The sequence below is a fragment of the Mycolicibacterium sp. 624 genome (assembly GCF_040548615.1).
Lineage (GTDB): Bacteria > Actinomycetota > Actinomycetes > Mycobacteriales > Mycobacteriaceae > Mycobacterium.
On sequence record NZ_JBEPRZ010000003.1, the window covers coordinates 1 to 21718 of the forward strand.

Below are 21718 nucleotides of genomic sequence, written 5' to 3' on the forward strand. Positions count from 1 at the left end.
TTGATAGACCAGACCTAGAAGCCCAGTAATGGGCGCAGGGAACTGGCACTAACCGGCCGAAAACTTACACACACCAACAGAAACCAATTGTTGGAGAAAACGTGTAACACCACTAAGCTCGCGCAACCACAAACCACAGTCAAACAACGTTTGACCACACCCCACCACCAAAACACACCACCCACACCATGGGCAGCGTGCAAGGGGCTGAAAAGAAAATAGAGTTACGGCGGCCACAGCGGCAGGGAAACGCCCGGTACCATTCCGAACCCGGAAGCTAAGCCTACCAGCGCCGATGATACTACCCTTTCGGGTGGAAAAGTAGGACACCGCCGAACACCCTTTAAAGAATCACCCCCCACAATTGCGTGGGGGGTGATTCTGTATTCGCGCCATTGTGTAATTCGAATTCAATGCGAATTACTCAATGCTCGCGTATCGCCATATGACCCGTATCCTTTTGCGGGACGGCAGGAAGGCAGAACGTGGCCGAGAACAGGCAGGGAGGCGGCGGTGACCGCCGCCCGCAGAACGCTAATCGCGCCGGCGGGCCGCGTCGGCCGTCGGGCGACCGCCGCAACGCACCGCGTTCGTCGGGGCCCGATCGGGCCAGGCGCCCACAATCCACCGGTGACAATTCCCAGGATCGCTCCGGTCCATTGATTCCGGCCAACGTCGAGGCCAAGCAACTGGCCCCGGAGATCCGCGGCGAACTCCTGACCCTGGACAAGGCGACCGCTGACTACGTGGCACGCCACCTGGTGGCGGCCGGTGACCTGCTGGAAGAGGACCCCGAGGCTGCCCTGGCACATGCTCAGGCCGCCCGCGGTCGTGCCGCGCGCATCGCTGCTGTCCGCGAAGCCGTCGGCATCGCGGCCTACCACTGTGGTGACTGGGCTCAGGCGCTTGCCGAGCTCCGGGCGGCGCGGCGGATGGGCAGTAAGTCACCGCTGCTGCCGGTGATCGCGGACTGCGAGCGCGGTGTCGGTCGGCCCGAGAAGGCGATCGAACTGGCCCGTACCGCCGAGGCCGAGCAGCTGGAGGGCGATGACGCCGACGAACTGCGCATCGTCGTCGCCGGCGCCCGCTCGGATCTCGGTCAGCACACGCAGGCGCTCGCAACCCTGTCCTCGCCACAACTGGACCCCACCCGCACCGGCCTCACGGCCGCACGACTGTTCTACGCATACGCCGACACTCTGCTGGCGCTGGACCGGCGGTCGGAGGCGTTGCAGTGGTTCATGAATGCGGCAGCGTCCGACCTCGAAGGGGCCACTGACGCCGAAGAGCGCATCACGGAGTTGTCCTGAGGTGACGACGCTGGCGCAGGCGCATGACTGCCTGCTTCTGGATCTTGACGGCACCGTCTTCCGCGGCCATGAGGCGACGGAGGGATCGGTCGAGACACTCGCTGCGGTCGAGGCTCGGACGTTGTACGTCACCAACAACGCCTCGCGTGCACCCGCCCAGGTCGCCGAACACCTTAATTCCCTTGGCTTTACGGCGAACGCCGACGACGTGGTGACCAGCGCCCAGAGCGCGGCACATCTGCTCGCGGCGCAGGTGGCGGCGGGCTCGAGTGTCCTCGTCATCGGCACCGACTCGTTGGCCGACGAAGTGCGCAACGTCGGCCTGATTCCGGTGCGCACGTGGGATGGCGATGCGGTGGCTGTCGTCCAGGGTCACTCGCCCGAGACCGGCTGGGCGATTCTCGCCGAGGCCGCACTCGCGATCCGGGCGGGCGCCCTGTGGGTGGCCGCCAATGTGGATCGCACGCTGCCGTCCGAGCGTGGTCTGCTGCCGGGCAACGGCTCGATGGTCGCGGCGCTGTGCGCGGCCACCGACCGCCAGCCGCAGGTGGCGGGCAAGCCCCAGCCGACGCTCATGAATGACGCGCTGGCACGCGGACGGTTCGACTCCCCGTTGGTGGTCGGTGACCGTCTGGACACCGACATCGCGGGGGCGAATGCCGCCGGCCTGCCCAGCCTTCTGGTGCTGACCGGCGTGAGCACGGCGGCCGAGATGGTCCACGCCGTCCCACAGGAGCGGCCCACCCACCTGGCGCCCGACCTGCGGTCGCTGCGCGAGCCGGGCGATGGTCTGCGAATCGCCGCCCATCCGGCATGGCAGGTCGAGATCGGGACTGACTCGGTCACCGTCCGTTCGACCGGAGTCGATCCGCAGGACCCGTTGACCGTTGTCCGCGCCACCGCCAGCGCCGTCTGGAACGCCGGGCGCAACGGTGGGCCGTTGCGCATCGAAGCGGCCGACGACATCGCCCGCGAGGCATTGGCGCGCTGGTCGCTGCTGGAGCCGGCCCATCGACTAGCGTGAGTGTCGACATGACTACCGACCCCGACCAGATCCGGTTGGAGATCGCTGCGTTGCTGTCCGATCTGCCTGCGCCGGATGCTCCCGACTCTGATGTGGAAGCCATCGCGGTGCGCTTGGAGCAGGCGCACGATCTGCTGGTCCGCGCACTGGAGTCGGTCGAACGCGGTTCGTCGGCTGGGAGTACCGCGGCGCCGGATCACGAACGGTAAACCGACGTGACACGGCGAGCCCGGGTTGATGTGGAGCTGGTCAGGCGTGGCCTGGCCAGATCGCGGCAGCAGGCTGCGGAACTGATCGGCGCGGGCCGGGTCCGCATCGACGGTATGCCCGCGGCCAAGCCCGCGACGGCCGTCTCCCTGGATGCCAGCCTCACCGTCTCCGCCGACGAGCGCAGCTGGGTGTCGCGCGGAGCCCACAAGCTGATCGGTGCGCTCGACGCGTTCGAGGTCCCCGTCGACGGCCTGCGCTGCCTGGATGCGGGCGCCTCCACCGGCGGATTCACCGAGGTGCTTCTGGACAGGGGCGCGGCCGAGGTGATCGCGGCGGACGTCGGCTACGGCCAGTTGGCGTGGTCCCTGCGATCGGACGCCCGGGTGACCGTGGTCGAGCGCACCAACGTGCGTACGTTGACCGCCGAGCTGATCGGTGGCCCCGTCGACCTCGTCGTGGCCGACCTGTCGTTCATCTCGTTGGCGACGGTGTTACCCGCACTGACGTCATGCGCGTCACAGGACGCCGATATCGTTCCCATGGTGAAACCGCAGTTCGAGGTGGGCAAGGAACGCGTGGGCGCGGGCGGTGTCGTCAGCGATCCCGAACTGCGCGTTGACGCTGTCCTGTCGGTGGCCCACCGCGCCGCCCAACTGGCCTGGCACACCGTCGATGTCACCGCGAGCCCGCTGCCGGGCCCGTCGGGCAACGTCGAGTACTTCTTGCGGTTGCGGGCGCGGACCGCGAATCCGCTGAACGGTCCCGCGCTCGAACAGGCCGTCCGGCGCGCTGTTACGGAGGGCCCGCAGTGAGCTGTGATCGGACAGTGCTGCTGGTGGTTCACACCGGCAGGGATGAGGCCACCGAGACCGCGCGGCGTGTCGAGAAGGTGCTCGGCGACCACGACATCGGCCTGCGCGTACTGGCGGCCGAGGCCGTTGACCGCGGCTCGCTGCACCTGGCTCCCGATGACATGCGGGCACTCGGCGTCGACATCGATGTCGTCGACGCCGACGAGCGCGCCGCCGAGGGCTGCGAACTGGTTCTCGTCCTCGGTGGCGACGGAACGTTTCTGCGCGCCGCCGAACTTGCGCGCAACGTCGAGATTCCGGTCCTGGGCGTCAATCTCGGCCGTATCGGCTTCCTCGCCGAGGCGGAGGCTGAGGCCATCGACTCAGTGCTCGATCACGTCATCAACCGCAGCTACCGCGTCGAGGAGCGGATGACGCTCGACGTGGCGGTACGCGTCGGAGGGCACATCACACAGCGAGGGTGGGCGCTCAATGAGGCCAGCCTCGAGAAGGGGCCGCGCCTGGGCGTGCTGGGCGTGGTGCTGGAGGTCGACGGCAGACCCGTCTCGTCGTTCGGCTGCGACGGGGTGCTGGTGTCCACGCCGACGGGGTCGACGGCCTACGCATTCTCGGCGGGCGGGCCCATCCTGTGGCCCGATCTGGAGTCGATCCTGGTGGTACCCAACAACGCTCACGCCCTGTTCGCGCGTCCCATGGTGACCAGTCCCGACGCGGCCATCGCCATCGAGATCGAGGCGGGCGGCTACGACGCCATGGTGTTCTGCGACGGTCGCCGCGAGATGGTGGTGCCCGCCGGGGGCCGGCTCGAGGTGACCCGCTGCGCCGTACCGCTGAAGTGGGTGCGCCTGGACAGTGCGCCGTTCACCGATCGCCTGGTGCGCAAGTTCCGGTTGCCGGTCACGGGTTGGCGTGGGCAATAGTGCTCGCCGAGATTCGGATCGAGGCGCTGGGTGCCATCAGTGCCGCCACCGCGGAGTTCGGCAGTGGCCTGACGGTGCTGACGGGGGAGACGGGCACCGGTAAGACGATGGTCGTGACCGGTCTGCACCTGCTCGGTGGAGCGCGGGCGGACGCCACTCGGGTGCGCTCGGGATCGTCCCGCGCCGTCGTCGAGGGCCGTTTCACCACAACCGAACTCGGCTCGACGGTCACCACGCGGATCGATGAGGTGCTGGACTCCTCGGGTGCGGAGCGAGACGACGACGGCAGTGTGATCGCGGCCAGGTCGGTCAGCCGCGACGGCCCGTCGCGGGCGTATCTGGGTGGACGCAGTGTGCCGGCGAAGTCACTGAGCACGTTCACCACGGAGCTTCTGGCCCTGCACGGGCAGAACGACCAGTTGCGGTTGATGAAGCCCGAGGAGCAGCTCGCGGCGTTGGATCGCTACGTCGACGTGGAGTCGGCCCTGGCGCGCTACCGCGAGGCGCGGGAGCGGTGGCTGACCGCGCGCCGTGATCTGACTGACCGCAGGCAGCGGGCCCGTGAGCTCGCGCAGGAAGCCGACCGGCTGCAGTTCGGGATCAACGAGATCGACACCGTCGCACCAGAATCGGGGGAGGACGAGGCACTGGTGGCCGAGATTCGTCGGCTCTCGGAACTGGATGCGCTGCGTGAGGCCGCACAGGTGGCGCGCGCCGCGCTGTCCGGTCAACTGGGCGACGAAGCCGCCACCGAGCCGACGTCGGCGCTCGACGGAGTGGGCCAGGCCAAGGCCGCCCTCGGCGCGACGGACGACACGTCGTTGCAGGCGCTGTCCGAGCGGCTGGGTGAGGCGCTAGCCGTCATCGGCGATGTGTCGACCGAGCTCGGCGACTACCTGTCCGAGTTGCCCACCGACGCCAGCACGTTGGAGTCGAAGTTGGCCCGTCAGGGTGAGCTGCGCAACCTCACGCGCAAGTACGCGGCCGATGTCGACGGCGTCCTGGCGTGGGCCGAGGAGGCGCGCGGGCGACTGGCCCAACTCGACGTGTCGGAGGAGGCACTGGCGTCTCTGGCGGCGCGTGTCGCCGAGTTCGAGGTCGCCGTGGTCTCGGCGGCTGCCGTCATCACCAAGGCGCGGACCAAGGCGGCGAAGGCGTTGTCCAAGGCCGTCACCGCGGAGCTCGCGGGCCTGGCCATGGCGGGCGCCGGGTTCGGCATCAGCGTCGCACCGATACCTGCCCGCGCCGACGACTCGGCGCCGATCACCCTGCCCACCGGCGAGACGGTGCACGCCGGGCACGACGGCGTCGACGCCGTCGAGTTCGGGTTCACGCCGCACTCCGGAAGCGACGTGCTGCCGCTGGCCAAGAGCGCATCCGGCGGCGAGTTGTCGCGGGTGATGCTCGCGCTGGAGGTTGTCCTGGCCGCGTCGGCCGAGGGCACCACGATGGTCTTCGACGAGGTCGACGCTGGGGTCGGCGGCCGCGCCGCGGTCCAGATCGGCCGCCGTCTGGCCCGGCTGGCGCGCACCCATCAGGTCATCGTGGTGACCCACCTGCCTCAGGTCGCGGCGTACGCCGACGTCCACCTTGTTGTCGACAGCGCCAACGGGAGCGGGAAGTCGAGCGAGGTGCGCAACCTCGATGACGACGCGCGCGTCGCTGAGCTGGCCCGGATGCTCGCGGGGCTCGGCGAATCCGACAGCGGGCGGGCCCACGCGCGGGAGCTGCTGGAGGCGGCCCGGCAGGAGGCATCGTCATGAAACGGCATCCGACCCGTGTTACGGATGTGACAAAACATAACTTCTGAGGCGGGTGTTACGGCGCGCCTCCACCTTCACTTGAGGGTTGGCCGACAGAATCGGCGTCATGAAGATGTCAGCGCTGCTCTCACGTAACGCCGGCCCACGGCCGGGTGTCACAGGAACCGCCCGCGTCGACCGCGACATCGATCGACTTCTCCGACGCGTGGGCCCCGGCGACATCGTGGTGATCGACGCGCTGGACCTCGACCGCATCACCGCCGACGCCCTCGTCGAGGCTCAGGTGGCAGCGGTGGTCAACGCCTCACCGTCCATCTCTGGCCGCTACCCGAACCTCGGCCCCGAGGTGCTGGTCGCCAACGGCGTGACGTTGATCGACGAGACCGGCGACGAGGTGTTCAAGAAGGTCAAGGACGGCGCGCGCGTACGCCTGCACAACGGCGGCGTGTACGCGGGGGATCGCCGCATCGCGCTCGGCCATGAGCGGACCGACCTCGAGATCCACGACCTGATGATCGAGGCGAAGACCGGCCTGGTCGCCCATCTGGAGGCCTTCGCGGGCAACACCATCGAGTTCATCCGCAGCGAGAGCCCGTTGCTGATCGACGGTATGGGCATTCCCGACATCGACGTCGACGTCCGCGGCAGGCACGTCGTCGTGGTCGCCGAGGGGCCCGCCGCCGCTGACGACCTCAAGGCCCTCAAGCCCTTCATCAAGGAGTACCAACCGGTCCTGGTTGGGGTCGGGATGGGCGCCGACGTGCTGCGAAAGGCCGGCTACCGGCCCGCGCTCATCGTGGGGGACCCCGGTGTCATGAGCGTTGAGGTGCTTCGTTCGGGCGCTCAGGTGGTGCTGCCCGCTGACGCCGACGGGCACGCGAAGGGACTCGAGCGCATCCAGGACCTCGGCGTCGGCGCCATGACCTTCCCCGCCGCCGGTTCGGCCGCGGATCTGGCGCTGCTGCTGTGCGATCACCACGGCGCATCGCTCATCGTCACCGCGGGTCACACCGCCAACATCGAGGACTTCTTCGATCGCTCACGGCAGCAGAGCAATCCGTCGACGTTCCTCACCCGCCTCAAGGTCGGGGAGAAGCTGGTCGACGCGAAGGCCGTCGCCACGCTGTACCGCAGCCGAATCTCCGGTGGAGCCATCGCGCTTCTCGTACTCGCGATGCTGGTGGCCGTCGTCGTCGCGCTGTGGGTGTCGCGCACGGATGCCGCGGTACTGCAGTGGGTCTCGGAGTACTGGAATCAGTTCTCGCTCTGGGTCCAGGGCTGGGTCACCTAGAGGAGTCTGGCTTGATTTCCCTTCGCACGCATGCGATCTCCCTTGCCGCGGTCTTCCTGGCGTTAGCCATTGGGGTGATGCTCGGTTCGGGCCTGTTGTCCAACACCCTGCTATCGGGTCTGCGCGACGACAAGCACGAACTGCAGAACCAGATCAACGGCCTCACCGATGAGAAGAACGCGCTCAACGAGAGGCTGAACGCGGCAGGCGAGTTCGATGCGCAGATGTCGCCGCGGATCCTGCGTGACGCGCTGAAGGGCAAGTCGGTCATCGTGTTCCGCACGCCCGATGCGGCTGACGATGACGTCGACTCGGTGGCGCGCTACGTCGGCACCGCCGGCGGCACTGTGGCCGGCACTATCGCGCTGACTCAGGAGTTCGTCGACGCCAACTCGGCGGAGAAACTGCTCTCGGTGGTGAACTCGCCGATCGTGCCCGCCGGGCGCCAGCTCACCACTTCGCTGGTCGACCAGGGCTCCCAAGCCGGGGACCTGCTGGGCATCGCGCTGCTGCGCGGCAAGGACCCCGCCGTGGACGACGCGCAGCGTGACACCGTTCTTGCCACACTGCGCGACACCGGCTTCCTGTCGTACGGCGATCAGCGGATCGGCGTCGCCGACACCGCGCTGATCGTGACCGGTGGAAACCCCGGGGACACCGCGGGCAATCAGGGCGCCACCGTGGCGCGCCTCGCTGCCGGTCTCGCACCGCATGGCACCGGAACCGTCGTCGCGGGCCGCGCCGGCTCGGCCACCGGCACCGCCGCCGTCGCGGTGATCAGGTCCGACTCCGGTCTCAACGACGCGGTCAGCACCGTCGACGACGTCGACGCGCAATCGGGTCGGATCACCACGGTGCTGGGACTGGCCGACCTGGCCAACGGAGGCCAGCCCGGCCAGTACGGCGTCGGGCAGGGCGCCACCGCGGTGACCATCCCGCAGTAACGTCGCGGCCGCCTCGGCGCGTCAGCACCAGGTTGTCGGAGTCGGTGTTAGGGTGAGATTCCGTGGGTCGGCAGGCCCCGAGCTGGACATCAGCATAGAAAATCAAGTCCTGCCCCATCGCCACGGAGGTTGCTGTTGTCCGGCCAGTCAAAACCGCTACGCAAGCACCCACAGACCACTACCAAACACCTGTTTGTCAGTGGTGGTGTCGCGTCCTCACTGGGCAAGGGGCTCACCGCCAGTAGCCTCGGCCAGCTGCTCACCGCGCGCGGCCTTCAGGTGACGATGCAGAAGCTGGACCCCTACCTCAACGTCGATCCCGGGACGATGAACCCGTTTCAGCACGGTGAGGTGTTCGTCACAGAGGACGGCGCGGAGACCGACCTCGACGTCGGCCACTACGAGCGCTTCCTGGACCGCAACCTGTCCGGGTCGGCGAATGTGACCACCGGACAGGTGTATTCGTCGGTGATCGCCAAGGAGCGGCGCGGCGAGTACCTCGGCGACACCGTCCAGGTGATTCCGCACATCACCGACGAGATCAAGAGCCGCATCCTGGCGATGGCCGCCCCCGATGCCCGGGGCAACCGGCCCGACGTGGTGATCACCGAGATCGGTGGCACCGTCGGCGACATCGAGTCACTGCCGTTCCTGGAGGCGGCTCGTCAGGTCCGCCACGAGGTGGGCCGCGACAACGTGTTCTTCCTGCACGTGTCGCTGGTGCCCTACCTCGCTCCGTCGGGCGAACTCAAGACCAAGCCCACCCAGCACTCGGTCGCCGCGCTGCGCAGCATCGGCATCTCACCCGACGCGCTGATCCTGCGGTGTGACCGCGACGTGCCCGAGCCGTTGAAGAACAAGATCGCACTGATGTGTGACGTCGACATCGACGGTGTGATCTCGACGCCCGACGCCCCGTCGATCTACGACATCCCGAAGGTGCTGCACCGCGAGGAGCTGGACGCCTACGTGGTGCGCCGGCTCAACCTGCCGTTCCGCGACGTCGACTGGACCGAGTGGGATGACCTGCTGCGCCGCGTGCACGAGCCGCAGGAGACCGTGCGGATCGCGCTGGTGGGCAAGTACATCGACCTGTCCGACGCGTACCTCTCGGTCGCGGAGGCGCTGCGCGCCGGCGGGTTCAAGCACCACGCCAAGGTCGAGATCCGGTGGGTCGCCTCCGACGACTGCGAGACCGACGCCGGTGCGGCAGCGGTGCTCAGCGATGTGCACGGGGTCCTGATCCCCGGCGGGTTCGGCATCCGCGGCATCGACGGCAAGCTGGGCGCTATCAAGTTCGCCCGCAAGCAGGGCGTACCCCTGCTGGGCCTGTGCCTGGGACTGCAGTGCATCGTGATCGAGGCGGCCCGATCGGTCGGCATCGACGGTGCCAACTCGGCGGAGTTCGACCCCGAGACACCCGATCCCGTCATCTCCACGATGGCCGATCAGCGCGATGCGGTCGCCGGTGAGGCCGATCTCGGCGGCACCATGCGACTGGGTGCCTACCCGGCCGCCCTGGACGCGGGATCGATTGTGGCGGAGGCCTACCAGGCCACCGAGGTGTCCGAGCGTCACCGTCACCGTTACGAGGTGAACAACGCCTACCGGGACCGGATCGCAGAGAGCGGGTTGCGGTTCAGTGGGACGTCCCCGGATGGTCATCTGGTGGAGTTCGTCGAGTATGCGCCCGAGATCCACCCCTTCCTCGTCGGCACCCAGGCCCACCCGGAACTGAAGAGCCGTCCCACCCGGCCGCACCCGTTGTTCGCGGCGTTCATCGGCGCGGCGCTGAACTACAAGGCCGCCGAACGGCTTCCCATGGAGCTCACCGACGAGCGCTCGCGCGAGGAGTCGACGGCTGCCGAGCGCGCCAACGGGACAGAGCACGCGACGGATGCGGAGCTGCCGGCCGTGCAAGAGCCAGTGCACCGTGGGTGACCACGACTTCGAGACCGTCGCCAGCGAAACCCTCTACGTCGGAAAGATCTTCGCGCTGCGCGCCGACGAGGTGCGCATGCCCGGCGACGGCACGGCGCGGCGCGAGATCATCGAGCACTTCGGCGCCGTCGCCATCGTCGCGCTGGACACCGACCGCAACGTCGTTCTGGTCCACCAGTACCGGCACGCCGTAGGCCGGCGACTGTGGGAGCTGCCCGCCGGGCTCCTGGACTTGGGCGATGAGGCGCCGCACCTCACGGCGGCCCGCGAGCTCGAGGAGGAGGCGGGGCTGGCGGCACAGCACTGGCACGTGCTGGTCGACGTGGTCTCCGCGCCCGGTTTCAGCGACGAGTGCGTGCGGGTGTACCTGGCCACTGACCTGACCGAGATCGGGCGGCCCGCCGCGCACGACGAGGAGGCCGATCTCGTCGTGCGACGGGTGCCGCTTGCCGACGCGGTGCGGATGGTGTTCGCCGGCGAGATCGTCAACTCCCTTGCCGTGGCCGGAATTCTGGCTGCTGCCAACATGTCTGACGAGGGCGCGCTGCGCTCGGTCGACGCGCCGTGGATCGACCAGCCGACCGCCTTCCGGGCCAGGCAGGCATGACCACGCTCCGCTCCGCTGATGTCTCGGGGAGCGGAGCTCCTGGCGGTGGCGCGCTCGACGGCCAGCTGCAGGGTTATGTCGACCACCTGACCATCGAACGCGGTGTGGCCGCGAACACGCTGAGCTCCTATCGGCGCGACCTGCGCCGGTACTCCGAGCACCTCGTCTCGCGCGGCATCACCGACCTGCGCGATGTCACCGAGACCGATGTCAGCGAGTTCCTGGTGGCGCTGCGCAAGGGGGACCCCGACGGTGGCACGCCCGCCCTGTCGGCTGTCTCCGCGGCTCGCGCGTTGATCGCCGTGCGGGGGCTGCACCGATTCGCCGCGGCCGAGGGCGTCACCGACCTCGATGTCGCCCGTGCGGTCAAACCGCCGACACCGAGCCGCCGGCTGCCCAAGAGCCTCACCGTCGACGAGGTGCTGGCACTGCTGGACGGAGCCGGTGGGGACGCCGAGACCGACGGCCCGCTGACCCTGCGCAACCGGGCCCTGCTGGAGGTCCTGTACTCCACCGGCGCCCGCATCTCGGAGGCTGTTGGTCTCGACGTCGACGACGTCGACGTGCACTCCCGGTCCGTCCTGCTCCGCGGCAAGGGTGGCAAGCAGCGTCTGGTGCCCATCGGCAGACCCGCCGTCAACGCGCTCGACGTCTACCTGGTGCGCGGGCGGCCCGATCTGGCGCGCCGGGGCAGGGGCACACCCGGCATATTCCTCAACGCCCGCGGAGGGCGGCTCTCACGGCAGAGCGCCTGGCAGGTGCTGCAGGACGCGGCGGAGCGGTCGGGCATCGGGTCTGCGGTGTCACCCCACACGCTGCGGCACTCGTTCGCGACTCATCTGCTCGAGGGCGGCGCCGACGTGCGGGTGGTTCAGGAGCTCCTCGGCCATGCGTCGGTGACGACCACGCAGATCTACACCCTGGTGACCGTCAGCGCGCTACGCGAGGTCTGGGCCGGCGCGCATCCACGCGCGCGGTAGTGGGGCTGCGCGGTAGGGGGCCGGGTCAGGTCGGCTCGCCCAGGTAGTCCGACTCGAGGACGAGGTCGGGCAACAGGGTCTGGTACTCGACGTGCGTCTTGTGCTCGACGGTGTGCCAGCGCTTGTCCTGCTCCTCCTCCATGTAGGCGCGGTAGCGCGGGGCGCCGGGGATGCGGATGTTGTCGGCGACCACGACAGAGCCCGGGTGCAGCCAGCCGCGGTCCAGGATGCTCTCGAGATCGGTCAGGTAGGCGCTCTTCTCGTGATCGATGAACAGGAAGTCCAGCGACCCCGCGGTGAACCCCAGGGCGTCGAGGGCATCGAGGGTCTTGCCGCCGTCGGTGAGGGTGCCGACGACACAGGTGATCCGGTCGTCGAGGTCGGCGTGTGCCCAGATCCGACGGGCAATGGCGGCGTTGGCCGCGGAGAACTCGACCGAGTAAACCCTGGCAGTGGGCGCTGCGCGGGCGATGCGCATCGCGCTGTAGCCGCAGTATGTGCCGAGTTCCAGGGCCTGCGCCGGGGCGGCTCGTCGCACGGCGGCGTCGAGGATGATGCCCTTCTCGTCGCCGATGTTCATCAGCATGGACTGTTCCCGGGCGAATTCGTCGATGGTCTCGAGAACGTGGTCGACGTCACCGCCGCGGGCGTGGGCCTCGACATAGGCCGCGGCCGCCTCTTCTCGGCCGTCACCGATCTGACCTGTTCGGATGAACTCCGGCATGCCCAGCGCCATGCGCACCAGCGACCACCGAAGGAAGGGCAGGCGCTGTTTCCAGCTCATCTCCTCAGCCTAGGCCAGCGGGTCTGCAGTCCAGGGCGTTCTTGTCCCGTTAAGCTTTCCAGGATGTTCGCCACGCCGGAGGGTTGTCTGACCAGGGGCGGTCTCTCATGACCGACGATGGTGGCACCGCCGACGGCATGAACCTGACCGGACGGCCGCCGCGGGTGATCCCCGAGCCCAAGCCCCGGAGCACGCACGGACCGGCCCAGGTCATCGCCATGTGCAACCAGAAGGGCGGCGTCGGCAAGACCACGTCGACGATCAACCTCGGCGCCAGCCTGGCCGAATACGGCCGTCGGGTGCTGTTGGTCGACCTCGACCCGCAGGGCGCCCTGTCAGCGGGTCTGGGCGTACCGCACTACGAACTCGCGCACACCGTGCACAACCTGCTGGTCGAGCCCCGGGTGTCGATCGACGACGTGCTGATCAGCACGCGGGTCAAGGGCCTCGACCTGGTGCCCAGCAATATCGACCTGTCCGCCGCCGAGATCCAGCTGGTCAACGAGGTGGGCCGGGAGCAGTCACTGCACCGCGCGCTGTATCCGGTACTGGACCGCTACGACTACGTCCTGATCGACTGCCAGCCGTCGCTCGGACTGCTCACGGTGAACGGACTGACGTGCGCGGACGGTGTGATCATCCCCACCGAGTGCGAGTACTTCTCGCTGCGCGGGCTGGCGCTGCTGACCGACACCGTGGCCAAGGTGCGCGACCGGCTCAACCCCAAGCTCGACATCAGCGGCATCCTCGTCACCCGCTACGACCCGCGCACCGTCAACGCGCGTGAGGTGATGGCGCGCGTGGTGCAGCAGTTCGGCGATCTGGTCTTCGACACCGTGATCACCAGGACGGTCCGTTTTCCCGAGACCAGCGTCGCCGGTGAGCCGATCACGACGTGGGCACCGAAATCAGGTGGCGCCCAAGCGTATCGGGCACTGGCACGTGAGGTCATCGACCGGTTCGGCGCGTGACCACCGACACCACAGCCGCGAGTTCGGAAGAAGCACCGCAGGCAGGGTTCCAGGTTCACCTGAGCAACTTCGACGGACCGTTCGACCTTCTGCTGCAGCTGATCTTCGCGCACCGACTCGACGTGACCGAGGTCGCCCTGCACCAGGTCACCGATGACTTCATCTCCTACACCAAGGAGATCGGGCGACTTCTCGAACTCGACGAGACCACCGCGTTCCTCGTCGTCGCGGCCACTCTGCTCGACCTCAAGGCCGCCCGGCTGCTGCCCGCCGGTGACGTGCACGACGAGGAGGACCTGGCCCTGCTCGAGGTGCGTGACCTGCTGTTCGCCCGGCTGCTGCAGTACCGGGCGTTCAAGCACGTCGCGGTGATGTTCGCCGAACTCGAGGCGGCCGCGCTGCGCAGCTACCCGCGTGCGGTCTCGCTGGAGGACCGCTACTCCGATCTGCTGCCCGAGGTGATGCTGGGTGTGGACGCCGAGAGCTTCGCGCACATCGCGGCCACCGCCTTCTCGCCGCGCCCGGTTCCGACGGTCGGCACCGATCACCTGCACATTCAGGCGGTGTCGGTGCCGGAGCAGGCCCGGCACATCCTGAGCCTGCTGGAACAGCGCGGTATCGGCCAGTGGGCTTCGTTCACCGACCTGGTGGCCGACTGCACCGGCGGAATCGAGATCGTCGGGCGCTTCCTGGCGCTGCTCGAATTGTTCCGTGCCCGGGCGGTAGCATTCGACCAGGCAGAACCGCTTGGAGTGCTACAGGTTTCGTGGACCGGCGACCGGCCGACCAACGAACACCTGGCCGCTGCGGTGGAAGAAGACTCATGACAGACGATATCGACCGGCTCAATGGGGCCCTGAACACCGCTGAAGACGAACCCGGTGACGCAGTTGAAGGGGCGGCTGAAGACGCCGCTGAGGACGCCACGACCGAGCTGGGCGACGACGACGTAGATGTCGCCGGCGACGTAGACGTCGACGGCGACGTCGCGGAGACCCCGGAACTCGAGGACGTCGAACTCGATGACGACGAGCTCGGTGCTGTGCTGGAGGCGCTGCTGCTGGTGGTGGACACCCCGGTGCCCGCCGACGCGTTGGCCACGGCGATCGATCAGCCGGCCTATCGAGTGGCGGCCAAGCTGACGGTGATGGCCGCCGAGCTCGCCGCCCGCGACAGCGGTATCGACCTGCGCGAGGCCGGGGGAGGGTGGCGCATGTACACCCGGTCCCGGTACGCGCCGTATGTCGAACGGCTACTGCTCGACGGCACGCGGTCGAAGCTGACCCGCGCGGCGCTCGAGACACTGGCGGTGGTGGCCTATCGCCAGCCCGTCACCCGAGCGCGTGTCAGCGCGGTGCGTGGCGTGAACGTGGACGCGGTGATGCGCACGCTGCTGGCCCGCGGGTTGATCACCGAGGCAGGCACGGACCCCGACTCGGGAGCCGCCGCGTTCGCGACCACAGAGTTGTTCCTGGAGCGGCTCGGGCTGTCGTCACTGACCGACCTGCCCGATATCGCGCCTCTGCTACCGGACGTCGACGTCATCGACGACATCACCGAAACCCTCGGTGACGAACCCAGATTCGTCAAGCTCGGCGGTGCTGCAGTGAGCGAGCAGCCGTTGTCCTTCGACGTGGACAAGGACTGAAATGAACGAGGAAACAGAGGGCGTCCGCCTTCAGAAGGTGCTGTCGCAGGCCGGCGTTGCGTCGCGACGAGTGGCCGAACGGATGATCATGGACGGTCGCGTCTCGGTCGACGATCGGATCGTGACCGAGATGGGCACACGCGTCGACCCTGACAACTCGGTGATCCGCGTGGACGGCGCGCGCATCAAGATCGACGACACGATGGTGTACCTGGCGATCAACAAAGAGCGCGGCATGCACTCGACGATGTCGGACGATCAGGGGCGGGCGTGTGTCGGCGACCTCATCGAGCACCGAATTCGGGGCAACAAGAAGCTCTTTCACGTGGGACGCCTCGACGCCGACACCGCGGGACTGCTGATCCTGACCAACGACGGTGAGTTGGCACACCGCCTCATGCACCCGTCCTACGAGGTGCCCAAGACCTACCTCGCGACGCTCAACGGCACCGTGCCGCGCGGCATTGGCAAGAGGCTCAAGGACGGAATCGAGTTGGACGACGGCCCCATTCGGGTCGACGACTTCGCGATGGTGGACACCGTGCCCGGCAAGTCGCTGGTGAAGGTGACCCTGCACGAGGGCCGCAAGCGCCTCGTCCGGCGGATGTTCGCCGCCGTCGGGTATCCGGTGTTCGAGTTGGTCCGCACCGACATCGGCTCAGTTGCACTCGGCGAGCAGCGGCCGGGCAGTATCCGGGTGCTGACCAGCAAGGAAGTCGGCGAACTGTACAAGGCGGTAGGAATGTGAGTGGCTCTGTGACGATCGCCGTCGACGGGCCGGCCGGTACCGGAAAGTCCTCGGTGTCAAGGGGTTTGGCGCGTGCGCTGCAGGCGCGTTACCTCGACACCGGCTCGATGTACCGGATCGTGACGCTGGCGGTGCTGCGCAAGGGGATCGACCTGGCCGACGCCAACGCGATCGGGGCGCTGGCCGCCGAGGCTGATCTGGCGGTCGGCTTCGATCCCGACGAGGACCGCTCCTACCTTGCCGGTGAGGACGTCTCGGCGGAGATCCGCGGCGACGCGGTGACCAAGGCGGTGTCGGCGGTCTCCGCGGTGCCCGCCGTGCGCACGCGGCTCGTGCAGCGTCAACGCGAGCTCGCCGACGGTCCGGGCAGCGTCGTGGTCGAGGGCCGCGACATCGGCACGGTGGTCCTGCCGGATGCCGACGTGAAGATCTTCCTGACCGCGTCGGCGGAGGAGCGTGCACGCAGGCGCAACGAGCAGAACGTCGCCGCGGGCCTGCCCGGCGACTACGACGCCGTGCTCGCCGACGTGCAGCGCCGCGATCACCTGGACTCCACCCGCGCGGTCTCCCCGCTGCGGGCTGCCGACGACGCGATCGTCGTGGACTCCAGCGATATGACCCAACACGAGGTGGTCGCACATCTGCTCGACCTCGTTGAACAACGCGCAGGGGTTCATCCGTGACCGCTTGCGCGAAGAGAAGGCACAAATGAGTGACGACATCGACGGCACCTGGTCCGACGAGACCGACTGGGAGGTCGGCACCGAGGACCTCGTAGCCGATCTCGACGAGGACCTGGCCCCGCCACCGGTGGTGGCGGTGGTCGGCCGCCCGAACGTGGGCAAGTCCACCCTGGTGAACCGCATCCTGGGCCGCCGCGAGGCGGTGGTCCAGGACATCCCGGGCGTCACCCGCGACCGCGTGTCCTACGACGCCAACTGGCTCGGACGCCGGTTCGTCGTGCAGGACACCGGCGGCTGGGAGCCCGACGCGAAGGGTCTGCAGCAGCTGGTGGCCGAGCAGGCCACCGTCGCGATGCGGACCGCCGACGCCATCATCCTGGTGGTCGACGCGGTGGTGGGTGCGACGGCAGCCGACGAGGCCGCGGCCAAACGGCTGCAGCGCTCCGGCAAGCCGGTGTTCCTGGCGGCCAACAAGGTCGACAGCGAGCGCGTCGAGTCCGAGGCGGCGGCACTGTGGTCGCTCGGGCTGGGCCAGCCGTACTCCGTCAGCGCGGTGCACGGCCGGGGCGTCGCCGATCTGCTCGACGTCGTGCTCGAGGCGCTGCCGCAGACCTCCGAGCTGCCCGCGGGCGGTGTGGGACCGCGCCGCGTCGCCCTGGTCGGCAAGCCGAACGTCGGCAAGAGCTCGCTGCTGAATCGGCTCGCCGGTGACGACCGCTCCGTGGTGCACGATGTCGCGGGCACGACGGTCGACCCGGTGGACTCGCTGATCGAACTCGACGGCAAGATGTGGCGGTTCATCGATACGGCGGGTCTGCGACGCAAGGTCGGGCAGGCCAGCGGGCACGAGTTCTACGCCTCCGTGCGGACCCGCGGCGCGATTGACGCCGCCGAGGTCGTCGTCGTGCTGATCGACTCGTCGCTGCCGCTGACCGAGCAGGATCAGCGCATCCTGTCCATGGTCATCGAGGCGGGGCGGGCGTTGGTGCTGGCGTTCAACAAGGCCGACCTCGTCGACGAGGAGCGCCGATACGAGGTGGACAAGGAGATCGAGCGCGAGCTCGGTCAGGTGCAGTGGGCGCAGCGGGTGAACATCTCGGCCAAGACCGCCCGCGGTGTGCACCGGTTGGTGCCGGCCATCGAGAGCGCGCTCGAGTCGTGGGACAAGCGCATCTCCACGGGCCGCTTGAACACTCTGATCAAAGAGATCGTGGCGGCGACGCCGCCGCCGGTGCGCGGTGGCAAGCAGCCCAAGATCCTGTTCGCCACCCAGGCGACGTCGCGCCCGCCGACATTCGTGCTGTTCACGTCGGGCTTCCTCGAGGCCGGATACCGCCGGTTCCTGGAGCGTCGACTGCGCGAGACGTTCGGGTTCGACGGCAGCCCGGTCCGGATCAACGTCCGGGTCCGCGAGAAGCGTGGCGCGCCGAAGCGGAAGTAGCGGTTGTGGCATGGGAATGTGCAGGTCGCGCTGGCGTTGAGTATGGTTAGCCGACCGCATAGACGAGGCAGGAGTGGTGATGGCTGAACGGGCCTTCCGTACCGCCCCGTCTTCGGCGTACGCGTTGGAGCCGTTCTGGCCCTCGCGGCGGTTCATCGCTTTCGACGAATGGTGTTGTGCGCGCAGCTGATTCGCGCCCATGATCACCATGGCCGCCGCTTGACTGCGGCCATCTGTCGAAAGCAGCCGAACCCATGCGTTCGCTCATAATCTTCACCTTCGTCGGCATCGGAGCCCAGCTCGTCGATGGTGCGCTCGGCATGGCCTTCGGTGTCACCGCCTCGACGCTGCTGGTGCTCAGTGGTGTCGCGTCGGCGCAGGCCAGCGCCGCGGTTCACCTCGCCGAGGTGGGCACCACCTTCGCCTCCGGTCTGTCGCACTGGAAGTTCAAGAACATCGACTGGACCATCGTGCTCAAGCTCGGTGTGCCCGGAGCCGTCGGCGCGTTCGTCGGCGCCACGGTGCTGTCGGCGCTGTCCACCGAGGACGCCGCCCCGCTCATGGCCGCGATCCTGCTGGGCATCGGCGTGTACGTGCTGCTGCGGTTCTCGCTGCGCGCAGCCCCGGTCGTCAAGGTCGGTGCGACCAAGCACGGGGCGAAGTTCCTGGCCCCGCTGGGCCTGTTCGGCGGATTCATCGACGCCTCCGGTGGCGGTGGTTGGGGCCCGATCACCACCAGCACCCTGCTGTCGAGCGGCAAGACCGCGCCGCGGACCGTTATCGGCTCGGTGAGCGCCTCGGAGTTCCTGGTCGCGCTGTCGGCGTCGCTGGGCTTCCTGGTGGGGTTGCGCGCGGAGTTCTTCGAGAACCTGCTCGTGGTGCTGGGGCTGGCACTCGGTGGCGTCATCGCGGCGCCGTTCGCGGCGTGGCTGGTCAGCCGCATCAGCCCGGCGCTGCTCGGCACCGCGGTGGGCGGCGTCATCGTGCTGACCAACTCGCAGAAGCTGATCAAGTACTTCGGGATCCACTCGCCGGTGTCGACGCTGATCTACGCGACGATCGTCGTCGCGTGGGCGTCGCTGTTGTACGTGGCGTGGAAGGTCTCGAAGGCGCCCGAGTTCGTGCCCGACGAGCTTGAGGTCGCGGTCGAGGCCGATGAGGTAGCACACCCGACCGAGGCAGCGGACGACGCTCGCTGACGGCGGCCAAAGGAGCACCCACTAACGTACGGGCGTGCCAGTCGTCGACATGATCCTGATCGCCCTCGCGGGGGTCGGGGCCGGAGCCATCAACGCCCTAGTCGGATCGGGGACGCTGATCACCTTTCCCACCCTGGTGACACTGGGCTATCCGCCGGTGACCGCGACGATGTCGAACGCGGTCGGGCTGGTCGCGGGCGGCGTCTCCGGCACCTGGGGTTATCGCCGCGAGCTGCGGGGCCAGTGGGACCGGCTGCGCTGGCAGATCCCGGCCTCGCTGATCGGCGCGGGATTCGGTGCGTGGCTGCTGCTGCACCTGCCCGAGCGGGTGTTCGTCTCCGTGGTGCCGGTGTTGCTCATCGGTGCGCTGGCACTGGTGATCCTGGGCCCGCGCATCCAGGCGTGGGCACGGCAGCGCGCCGAGGACGCCGGACGCTCGGTGGATCACGTGTCGGCCGGGCGGATGGTCGCGCTGGTGGCCGGCACGCTGGCCGTCGGGGTCTACGGCGGCTACTTCACCGCGGCGCAGGGCATTCTGCTGATCGGGGTCATGGGCGCGCTGCTGCCCGAGGACATGCAGCGGATGAACGCGGCGAAGAACCTGCTGTCGCTGCTCGTCAACATCGTCGCGGCCGTGGCCTACACGCTGGTGGCCTTCGACCGGATCAGTTGGGCCGCCGCGGGACTGATCGCCGTGGGGTCGCTGATCGGCGGGTTCCTCGGCGCGCACTACGGGCGGCGGCTGTCGCCGAACGTGTTGCGCGCGGTGATCGTCGTCGTCGGATTGATCGGGCTTGTCCGACTGCTGATGGTGTAGCCGAGGGGGTAGCACCGCCTACCACACCGGTCACACGCCGCGCCGCCCGAGGCGGTTGGGATTGTGGGGCATGGCTGCGGTAACATTTCGCCTTGCTGCCGGCGATCCCGGCAGCGCCGCGGGCTGTGGCGCAGCTTGGTAGCGCACTTGACTGGGGGTCAAGTGGTCGCAGGTTCAAATCCTGTCAGCCCGACAATGAAAGAAACTCGCCGGCGAAGCCGAGCGAGTTTTTTCATGTCGGGGGACAGAATGCCGGGAGCCGAAGCGCCCGCCGAGGTACGAGGCGGTCGCGCCGGCGGTTCCTGTCAGCCCGAGGCAGGTCAGAGGTACTTTTCGAGGAATCGAAAGGTGCCCTTTTCTTGTTTGACCCAAACCGTTGACCCAAATCAGCTCGACCGCGCAGAGTGCCTGACCCAAACTGTCGACGGCCGCGCGGGCGGTCCCGTCGGAGGTGCCTCCGTCCAGGTAGCCGGTGACGGTGACCGACGAATGCTCGGGCAGATTGGCGACGGCGTTGATGTGGGCCCCGGCCTCCAGCCACGCCACGGCCGCAGAAGTGCGGCAAGGTGTGCACGCCAACGCCCTGCACTCTGGCTGCTTTGGCGGCCACTTCGATGACGCGCAGTAGGCTGCGCGGTTTGACGGGGCCGCCAAGTTCGTTGGTCAACTCCGGTCCGCTATCCGCCCACTCGCAGCCAGCCCGCGCCCGGTCCCGTTTCTGGGCCGTGCGTTGTCGTCGGAGCGTCGCGACGACGGGAGTGAGCGGCACCGTGCGACGGGACCTCGCAGTCTTGGACTCGGTGATCAATAGCCGATCCTCGATGCTCCCAATAGTGGCGGCTACCTTGAGCGCCCAGCTGCCCAGGTCGACGCGATCCCACCGCATGGCCAGCGCCTCACCTTTGCGCAGTCCCGTCGTGCCGCGATCAGGGCCAGCGCCGAGTAGCATCGCGACCCCTCGGCGGCCCGCGGGACCGCCGACACGTCGTCGACATCCAGGTGCCGACCTTCCTTGCGTTCGACGCCGGGACCCTTCATGAGGGGCTCCGGATTGCGGGCCAACAGGCCATCCCGCACGGCGCCGTCCAGGCCCGGCAAGGACGGCCCAGCCTCCAGGTGGCGACGGCAGAACGTCGCGTAGAGAACCCGCGTCGATTCCTTGCGACCTGACGCCGCCAGGCTGGCGGCCCGCCAGTGTGTCAGCCAGTCGCCGACGCTGCGCGTCGCGCCCCTTCGCGAACCGCTCGCGCGCCGGGCTCATCTCCTCGCGGACCGCCTTGGCGTCGACCCGTAGAACGACGTGCGCCGACGCTGGCCTATGTGGGGCCGGCATAGGCCAACTTCGCCTCCCAGTCGCCGCGGGCGCGCTTGGCAACCGGGCCCTCACCGTTCGCTCTCTTGCCCATGCTTTCGTCCTTCCTTGAGTGGTGCGGTGGAGTAGGCCTGCCCGCCGGGCGCGATCGGCCTAGGCCGACGCCATCCGGGTTTCCACGCCGAACGTTTGTTGCCGGAGAGCCGTCCAACCTCTGGTAGCGCCGGGCAATCGCGACGGCCAACGGGCGCCGTCGAGTTCTACGACGACAGCGGGGCGCGGTGCCTGGAGGAAACGGGCGCTAAGGCGTAGC

Annotated in this window: 21 protein-coding genes, 1 tRNA gene and 1 rRNA gene; 21 read left to right on the forward strand and 2 right to left on the reverse strand. The window is 68.4% G+C overall.

The genetic code is table 11. From position 1 onward, the window contains the following. The first annotated feature begins 225 nt into the window (after positions 1 to 225). From rrf to xerD, 12 genes are all read left to right on the forward strand, one after another. Positions 226 to 338: ribosomal RNA gene (rrf, locus tag ABIA65_RS12915) — 5S ribosomal RNA — on the forward strand. 147 nt (positions 339 to 485) lie between these two features. Further along, entirely contained in the window at positions 486 to 1310 is an 825-nt protein-coding gene (locus tag ABIA65_RS12920; protein ID WP_354523777.1) for a tetratricopeptide repeat protein, read from the forward strand. A gap of 1 nt (position 1311) precedes the next feature. Continuing rightward, positions 1312 to 2334, forward strand: coding sequence for an HAD-IIA family hydrolase (locus ABIA65_RS12925; RefSeq protein ID WP_354523778.1), 1023 nt, complete (start codon positions 1312 to 1314; stop codon positions 2332 to 2334). Positions 2335 to 2342: 8 nt separating this feature from the next. Next, positions 2343 to 2543 (forward strand): hypothetical protein, encoded by a 201-nt coding sequence (locus ABIA65_RS12930; RefSeq protein WP_241405012.1) that lies wholly within the window; start codon positions 2343 to 2345, stop codon positions 2541 to 2543. A 6-nt stretch (positions 2544 to 2549) separates the two neighbouring features. Beyond that, on the forward strand, positions 2550 to 3356 hold the full coding sequence (locus ABIA65_RS12935; RefSeq protein ID WP_354523779.1) for a TlyA family RNA methyltransferase: 807 nt from the start codon (positions 2550 to 2552) through the stop codon (positions 3354 to 3356). Then, positions 3353 to 4276 (forward strand): NAD kinase, encoded by a 924-nt coding sequence (locus tag ABIA65_RS12940; protein ID WP_241405014.1) that lies wholly within the window; start codon positions 3353 to 3355, stop codon positions 4274 to 4276. The genes ABIA65_RS12935 and ABIA65_RS12940 overlap by 4 nt, the downstream gene beginning before the upstream one ends. Next, on the forward strand, positions 4276 to 6039 hold the full coding sequence (gene recN / locus ABIA65_RS12945) for a DNA repair protein RecN (RefSeq protein ID WP_241405015.1): 1764 nt from the start codon (positions 4276 to 4278) through the stop codon (positions 6037 to 6039). Before ABIA65_RS12940 ends, recN begins: the two co-directional genes overlap by 1 nt. Before the next feature lie 106 nt (positions 6040 to 6145). Then, a complete protein-coding gene (gene steA, locus ABIA65_RS12950; RefSeq protein ID WP_354523780.1) occupies positions 6146 to 7330 on the forward strand; it encodes a putative cytokinetic ring protein SteA in 1185 nt (394 codons plus the stop codon). Positions 7331 to 7341: 11 nt separating this feature from the next. Next, positions 7342 to 8274, forward strand: a complete 933-nt coding sequence (locus tag ABIA65_RS12955) for a copper transporter (protein ID WP_354523781.1) — start codon at positions 7342 to 7344, stop codon at positions 8272 to 8274. Between the two features lie 135 nt (positions 8275 to 8409). Beyond that, on the forward strand, positions 8410 to 10215 hold the full coding sequence (gene pyrG / locus ABIA65_RS12960; RefSeq protein WP_241405018.1) for a CTP synthase: 1806 nt from the start codon (positions 8410 to 8412) through the stop codon (positions 10213 to 10215). Continuing rightward, complete coding sequence (locus tag ABIA65_RS12965) at positions 10208 to 10822, forward strand: NUDIX domain-containing protein (RefSeq protein ID WP_354523782.1); 615 nt, start codon at positions 10208 to 10210, stop codon at positions 10820 to 10822. The genes pyrG and ABIA65_RS12965 overlap by 8 nt, the downstream gene beginning before the upstream one ends. Beyond that, positions 10819 to 11802 (forward strand): site-specific tyrosine recombinase XerD, encoded by a 984-nt coding sequence (gene xerD / locus ABIA65_RS12970; protein WP_354523783.1) that lies wholly within the window; start codon positions 10819 to 10821, stop codon positions 11800 to 11802. The genes ABIA65_RS12965 and xerD overlap by 4 nt, the downstream gene beginning before the upstream one ends. 25 nt (positions 11803 to 11827) lie before the next feature. On the opposite strand, the gene ABIA65_RS12975 is transcribed toward xerD, so the two are convergent. Continuing rightward, the gene (locus ABIA65_RS12975) at positions 11828 to 12586 is read right to left on the reverse strand and encodes an O-methyltransferase (protein ID WP_354523784.1); all 759 of its coding nucleotides are present in this window, start codon (positions 12584 to 12586) and stop codon (positions 11828 to 11830) included. Positions 12587 to 12693: 107 nt separating this feature from the next. Between ABIA65_RS12975 and ABIA65_RS12980 the strand changes: the two genes are divergently transcribed. From ABIA65_RS12980 to ABIA65_RS13020, 9 genes are all read left to right on the forward strand, one after another. Then, on the forward strand, positions 12694 to 13557 hold the full coding sequence (locus ABIA65_RS12980; RefSeq protein WP_241405022.1) for a ParA family protein: 864 nt from the start codon (positions 12694 to 12696) through the stop codon (positions 13555 to 13557). Beyond that, positions 13554 to 14384, forward strand: a complete 831-nt coding sequence (locus tag ABIA65_RS12985) for a segregation/condensation protein A (RefSeq protein ID WP_241405023.1) — start codon at positions 13554 to 13556, stop codon at positions 14382 to 14384. Before ABIA65_RS12980 ends, ABIA65_RS12985 begins: the two co-directional genes overlap by 4 nt. After that, entirely contained in the window at positions 14381 to 15205 is an 825-nt protein-coding gene (gene scpB, locus ABIA65_RS12990; RefSeq protein ID WP_354523785.1) for an SMC-Scp complex subunit ScpB, read from the forward strand. The genes ABIA65_RS12985 and scpB overlap by 4 nt, the downstream gene beginning before the upstream one ends. 1 nt (position 15206) lies before the next feature. Beyond that, complete coding sequence (locus tag ABIA65_RS12995) at positions 15207 to 15953, forward strand: pseudouridine synthase (protein WP_354523786.1); 747 nt, start codon at positions 15207 to 15209, stop codon at positions 15951 to 15953. Continuing rightward, positions 15950 to 16636: a (d)CMP kinase gene (cmk, locus tag ABIA65_RS13000; protein WP_354523787.1), complete on the forward strand. Its 687-nt coding sequence runs from the start codon at positions 15950 to 15952 to the stop codon at positions 16634 to 16636. Before ABIA65_RS12995 ends, cmk begins: the two co-directional genes overlap by 4 nt. A 25-nt stretch (positions 16637 to 16661) precedes the next feature. Then, positions 16662 to 18077, forward strand: coding sequence for a ribosome biogenesis GTPase Der (gene der, locus ABIA65_RS13005; RefSeq protein WP_241405027.1), 1416 nt, complete (start codon positions 16662 to 16664; stop codon positions 18075 to 18077). Between the two features lie 254 nt (positions 18078 to 18331). After that, positions 18332 to 19276 (forward strand): sulfite exporter TauE/SafE family protein, encoded by a 945-nt coding sequence (locus ABIA65_RS13010; RefSeq protein ID WP_354523788.1) that lies wholly within the window; start codon positions 18332 to 18334, stop codon positions 19274 to 19276. A 49-nt stretch (positions 19277 to 19325) separates the two neighbouring features. Continuing rightward, entirely contained in the window at positions 19326 to 20093 is a 768-nt protein-coding gene (locus ABIA65_RS13015) for a sulfite exporter TauE/SafE family protein (protein ID WP_502919570.1), read from the forward strand. 119 nt (positions 20094 to 20212) lie between these two features. Continuing rightward, positions 20213 to 20286: transfer RNA gene (locus ABIA65_RS13020), tRNA-Pro, on the forward strand. Here ABIA65_RS13020 and ABIA65_RS13025 read toward each other — a convergent pair. Then, the gene (locus ABIA65_RS13025; RefSeq protein ID WP_354523790.1) at positions 20268 to 20639 is read right to left on the reverse strand and encodes a hypothetical protein; all 372 of its coding nucleotides are present in this window, start codon (positions 20637 to 20639) and stop codon (positions 20268 to 20270) included. The two genes, ABIA65_RS13020 and ABIA65_RS13025, sit on opposite strands and share 19 nt — an antisense overlap. Positions 20640 to 21718: the final 1079 nt, after the last annotated feature.

Coding starts and splice junctions, on each gene's coding strand:
- ABIA65_RS13015 (WP_502919570.1), top strand. CDS start 19,326: ATGATCCTGATCGCCCTCGCGGGGGTCGGGGCCGGAGCCATCAACGCC.
- steA (WP_354523780.1), top strand. CDS start 6,146: ATGAAGATGTCAGCGCTGCTCTCACGTAACGCCGGCCCACGGCCGGGT.
- ABIA65_RS12975 (WP_354523784.1), bottom strand. CDS start 12,586: ATGAGCTGGAAACAGCGCCTGCCCTTCCTTCGGTGGTCGCTGGTGCGC.
- ABIA65_RS12995 (WP_354523786.1), top strand. CDS start 15,207: ATGAACGAGGAAACAGAGGGCGTCCGCCTTCAGAAGGTGCTGTCGCAG.
- ABIA65_RS13010 (WP_354523788.1), top strand. CDS start 18,332: ATGCGTTCGCTCATAATCTTCACCTTCGTCGGCATCGGAGCCCAGCTC.
- xerD (WP_354523783.1), top strand. CDS start 10,819: ATGACCACGCTCCGCTCCGCTGATGTCTCGGGGAGCGGAGCTCCTGGC.
- ABIA65_RS12980 (WP_241405022.1), top strand. CDS start 12,694: ATGACCGACGATGGTGGCACCGCCGACGGCATGAACCTGACCGGACGG.
- ABIA65_RS12930 (WP_241405012.1), top strand. CDS start 2,343: ATGACTACCGACCCCGACCAGATCCGGTTGGAGATCGCTGCGTTGCTG.
- der (WP_241405027.1), top strand. CDS start 16,662: ATGAGTGACGACATCGACGGCACCTGGTCCGACGAGACCGACTGGGAG.
- scpB (WP_354523785.1), top strand. CDS start 14,381: ATGACAGACGATATCGACCGGCTCAATGGGGCCCTGAACACCGCTGAA.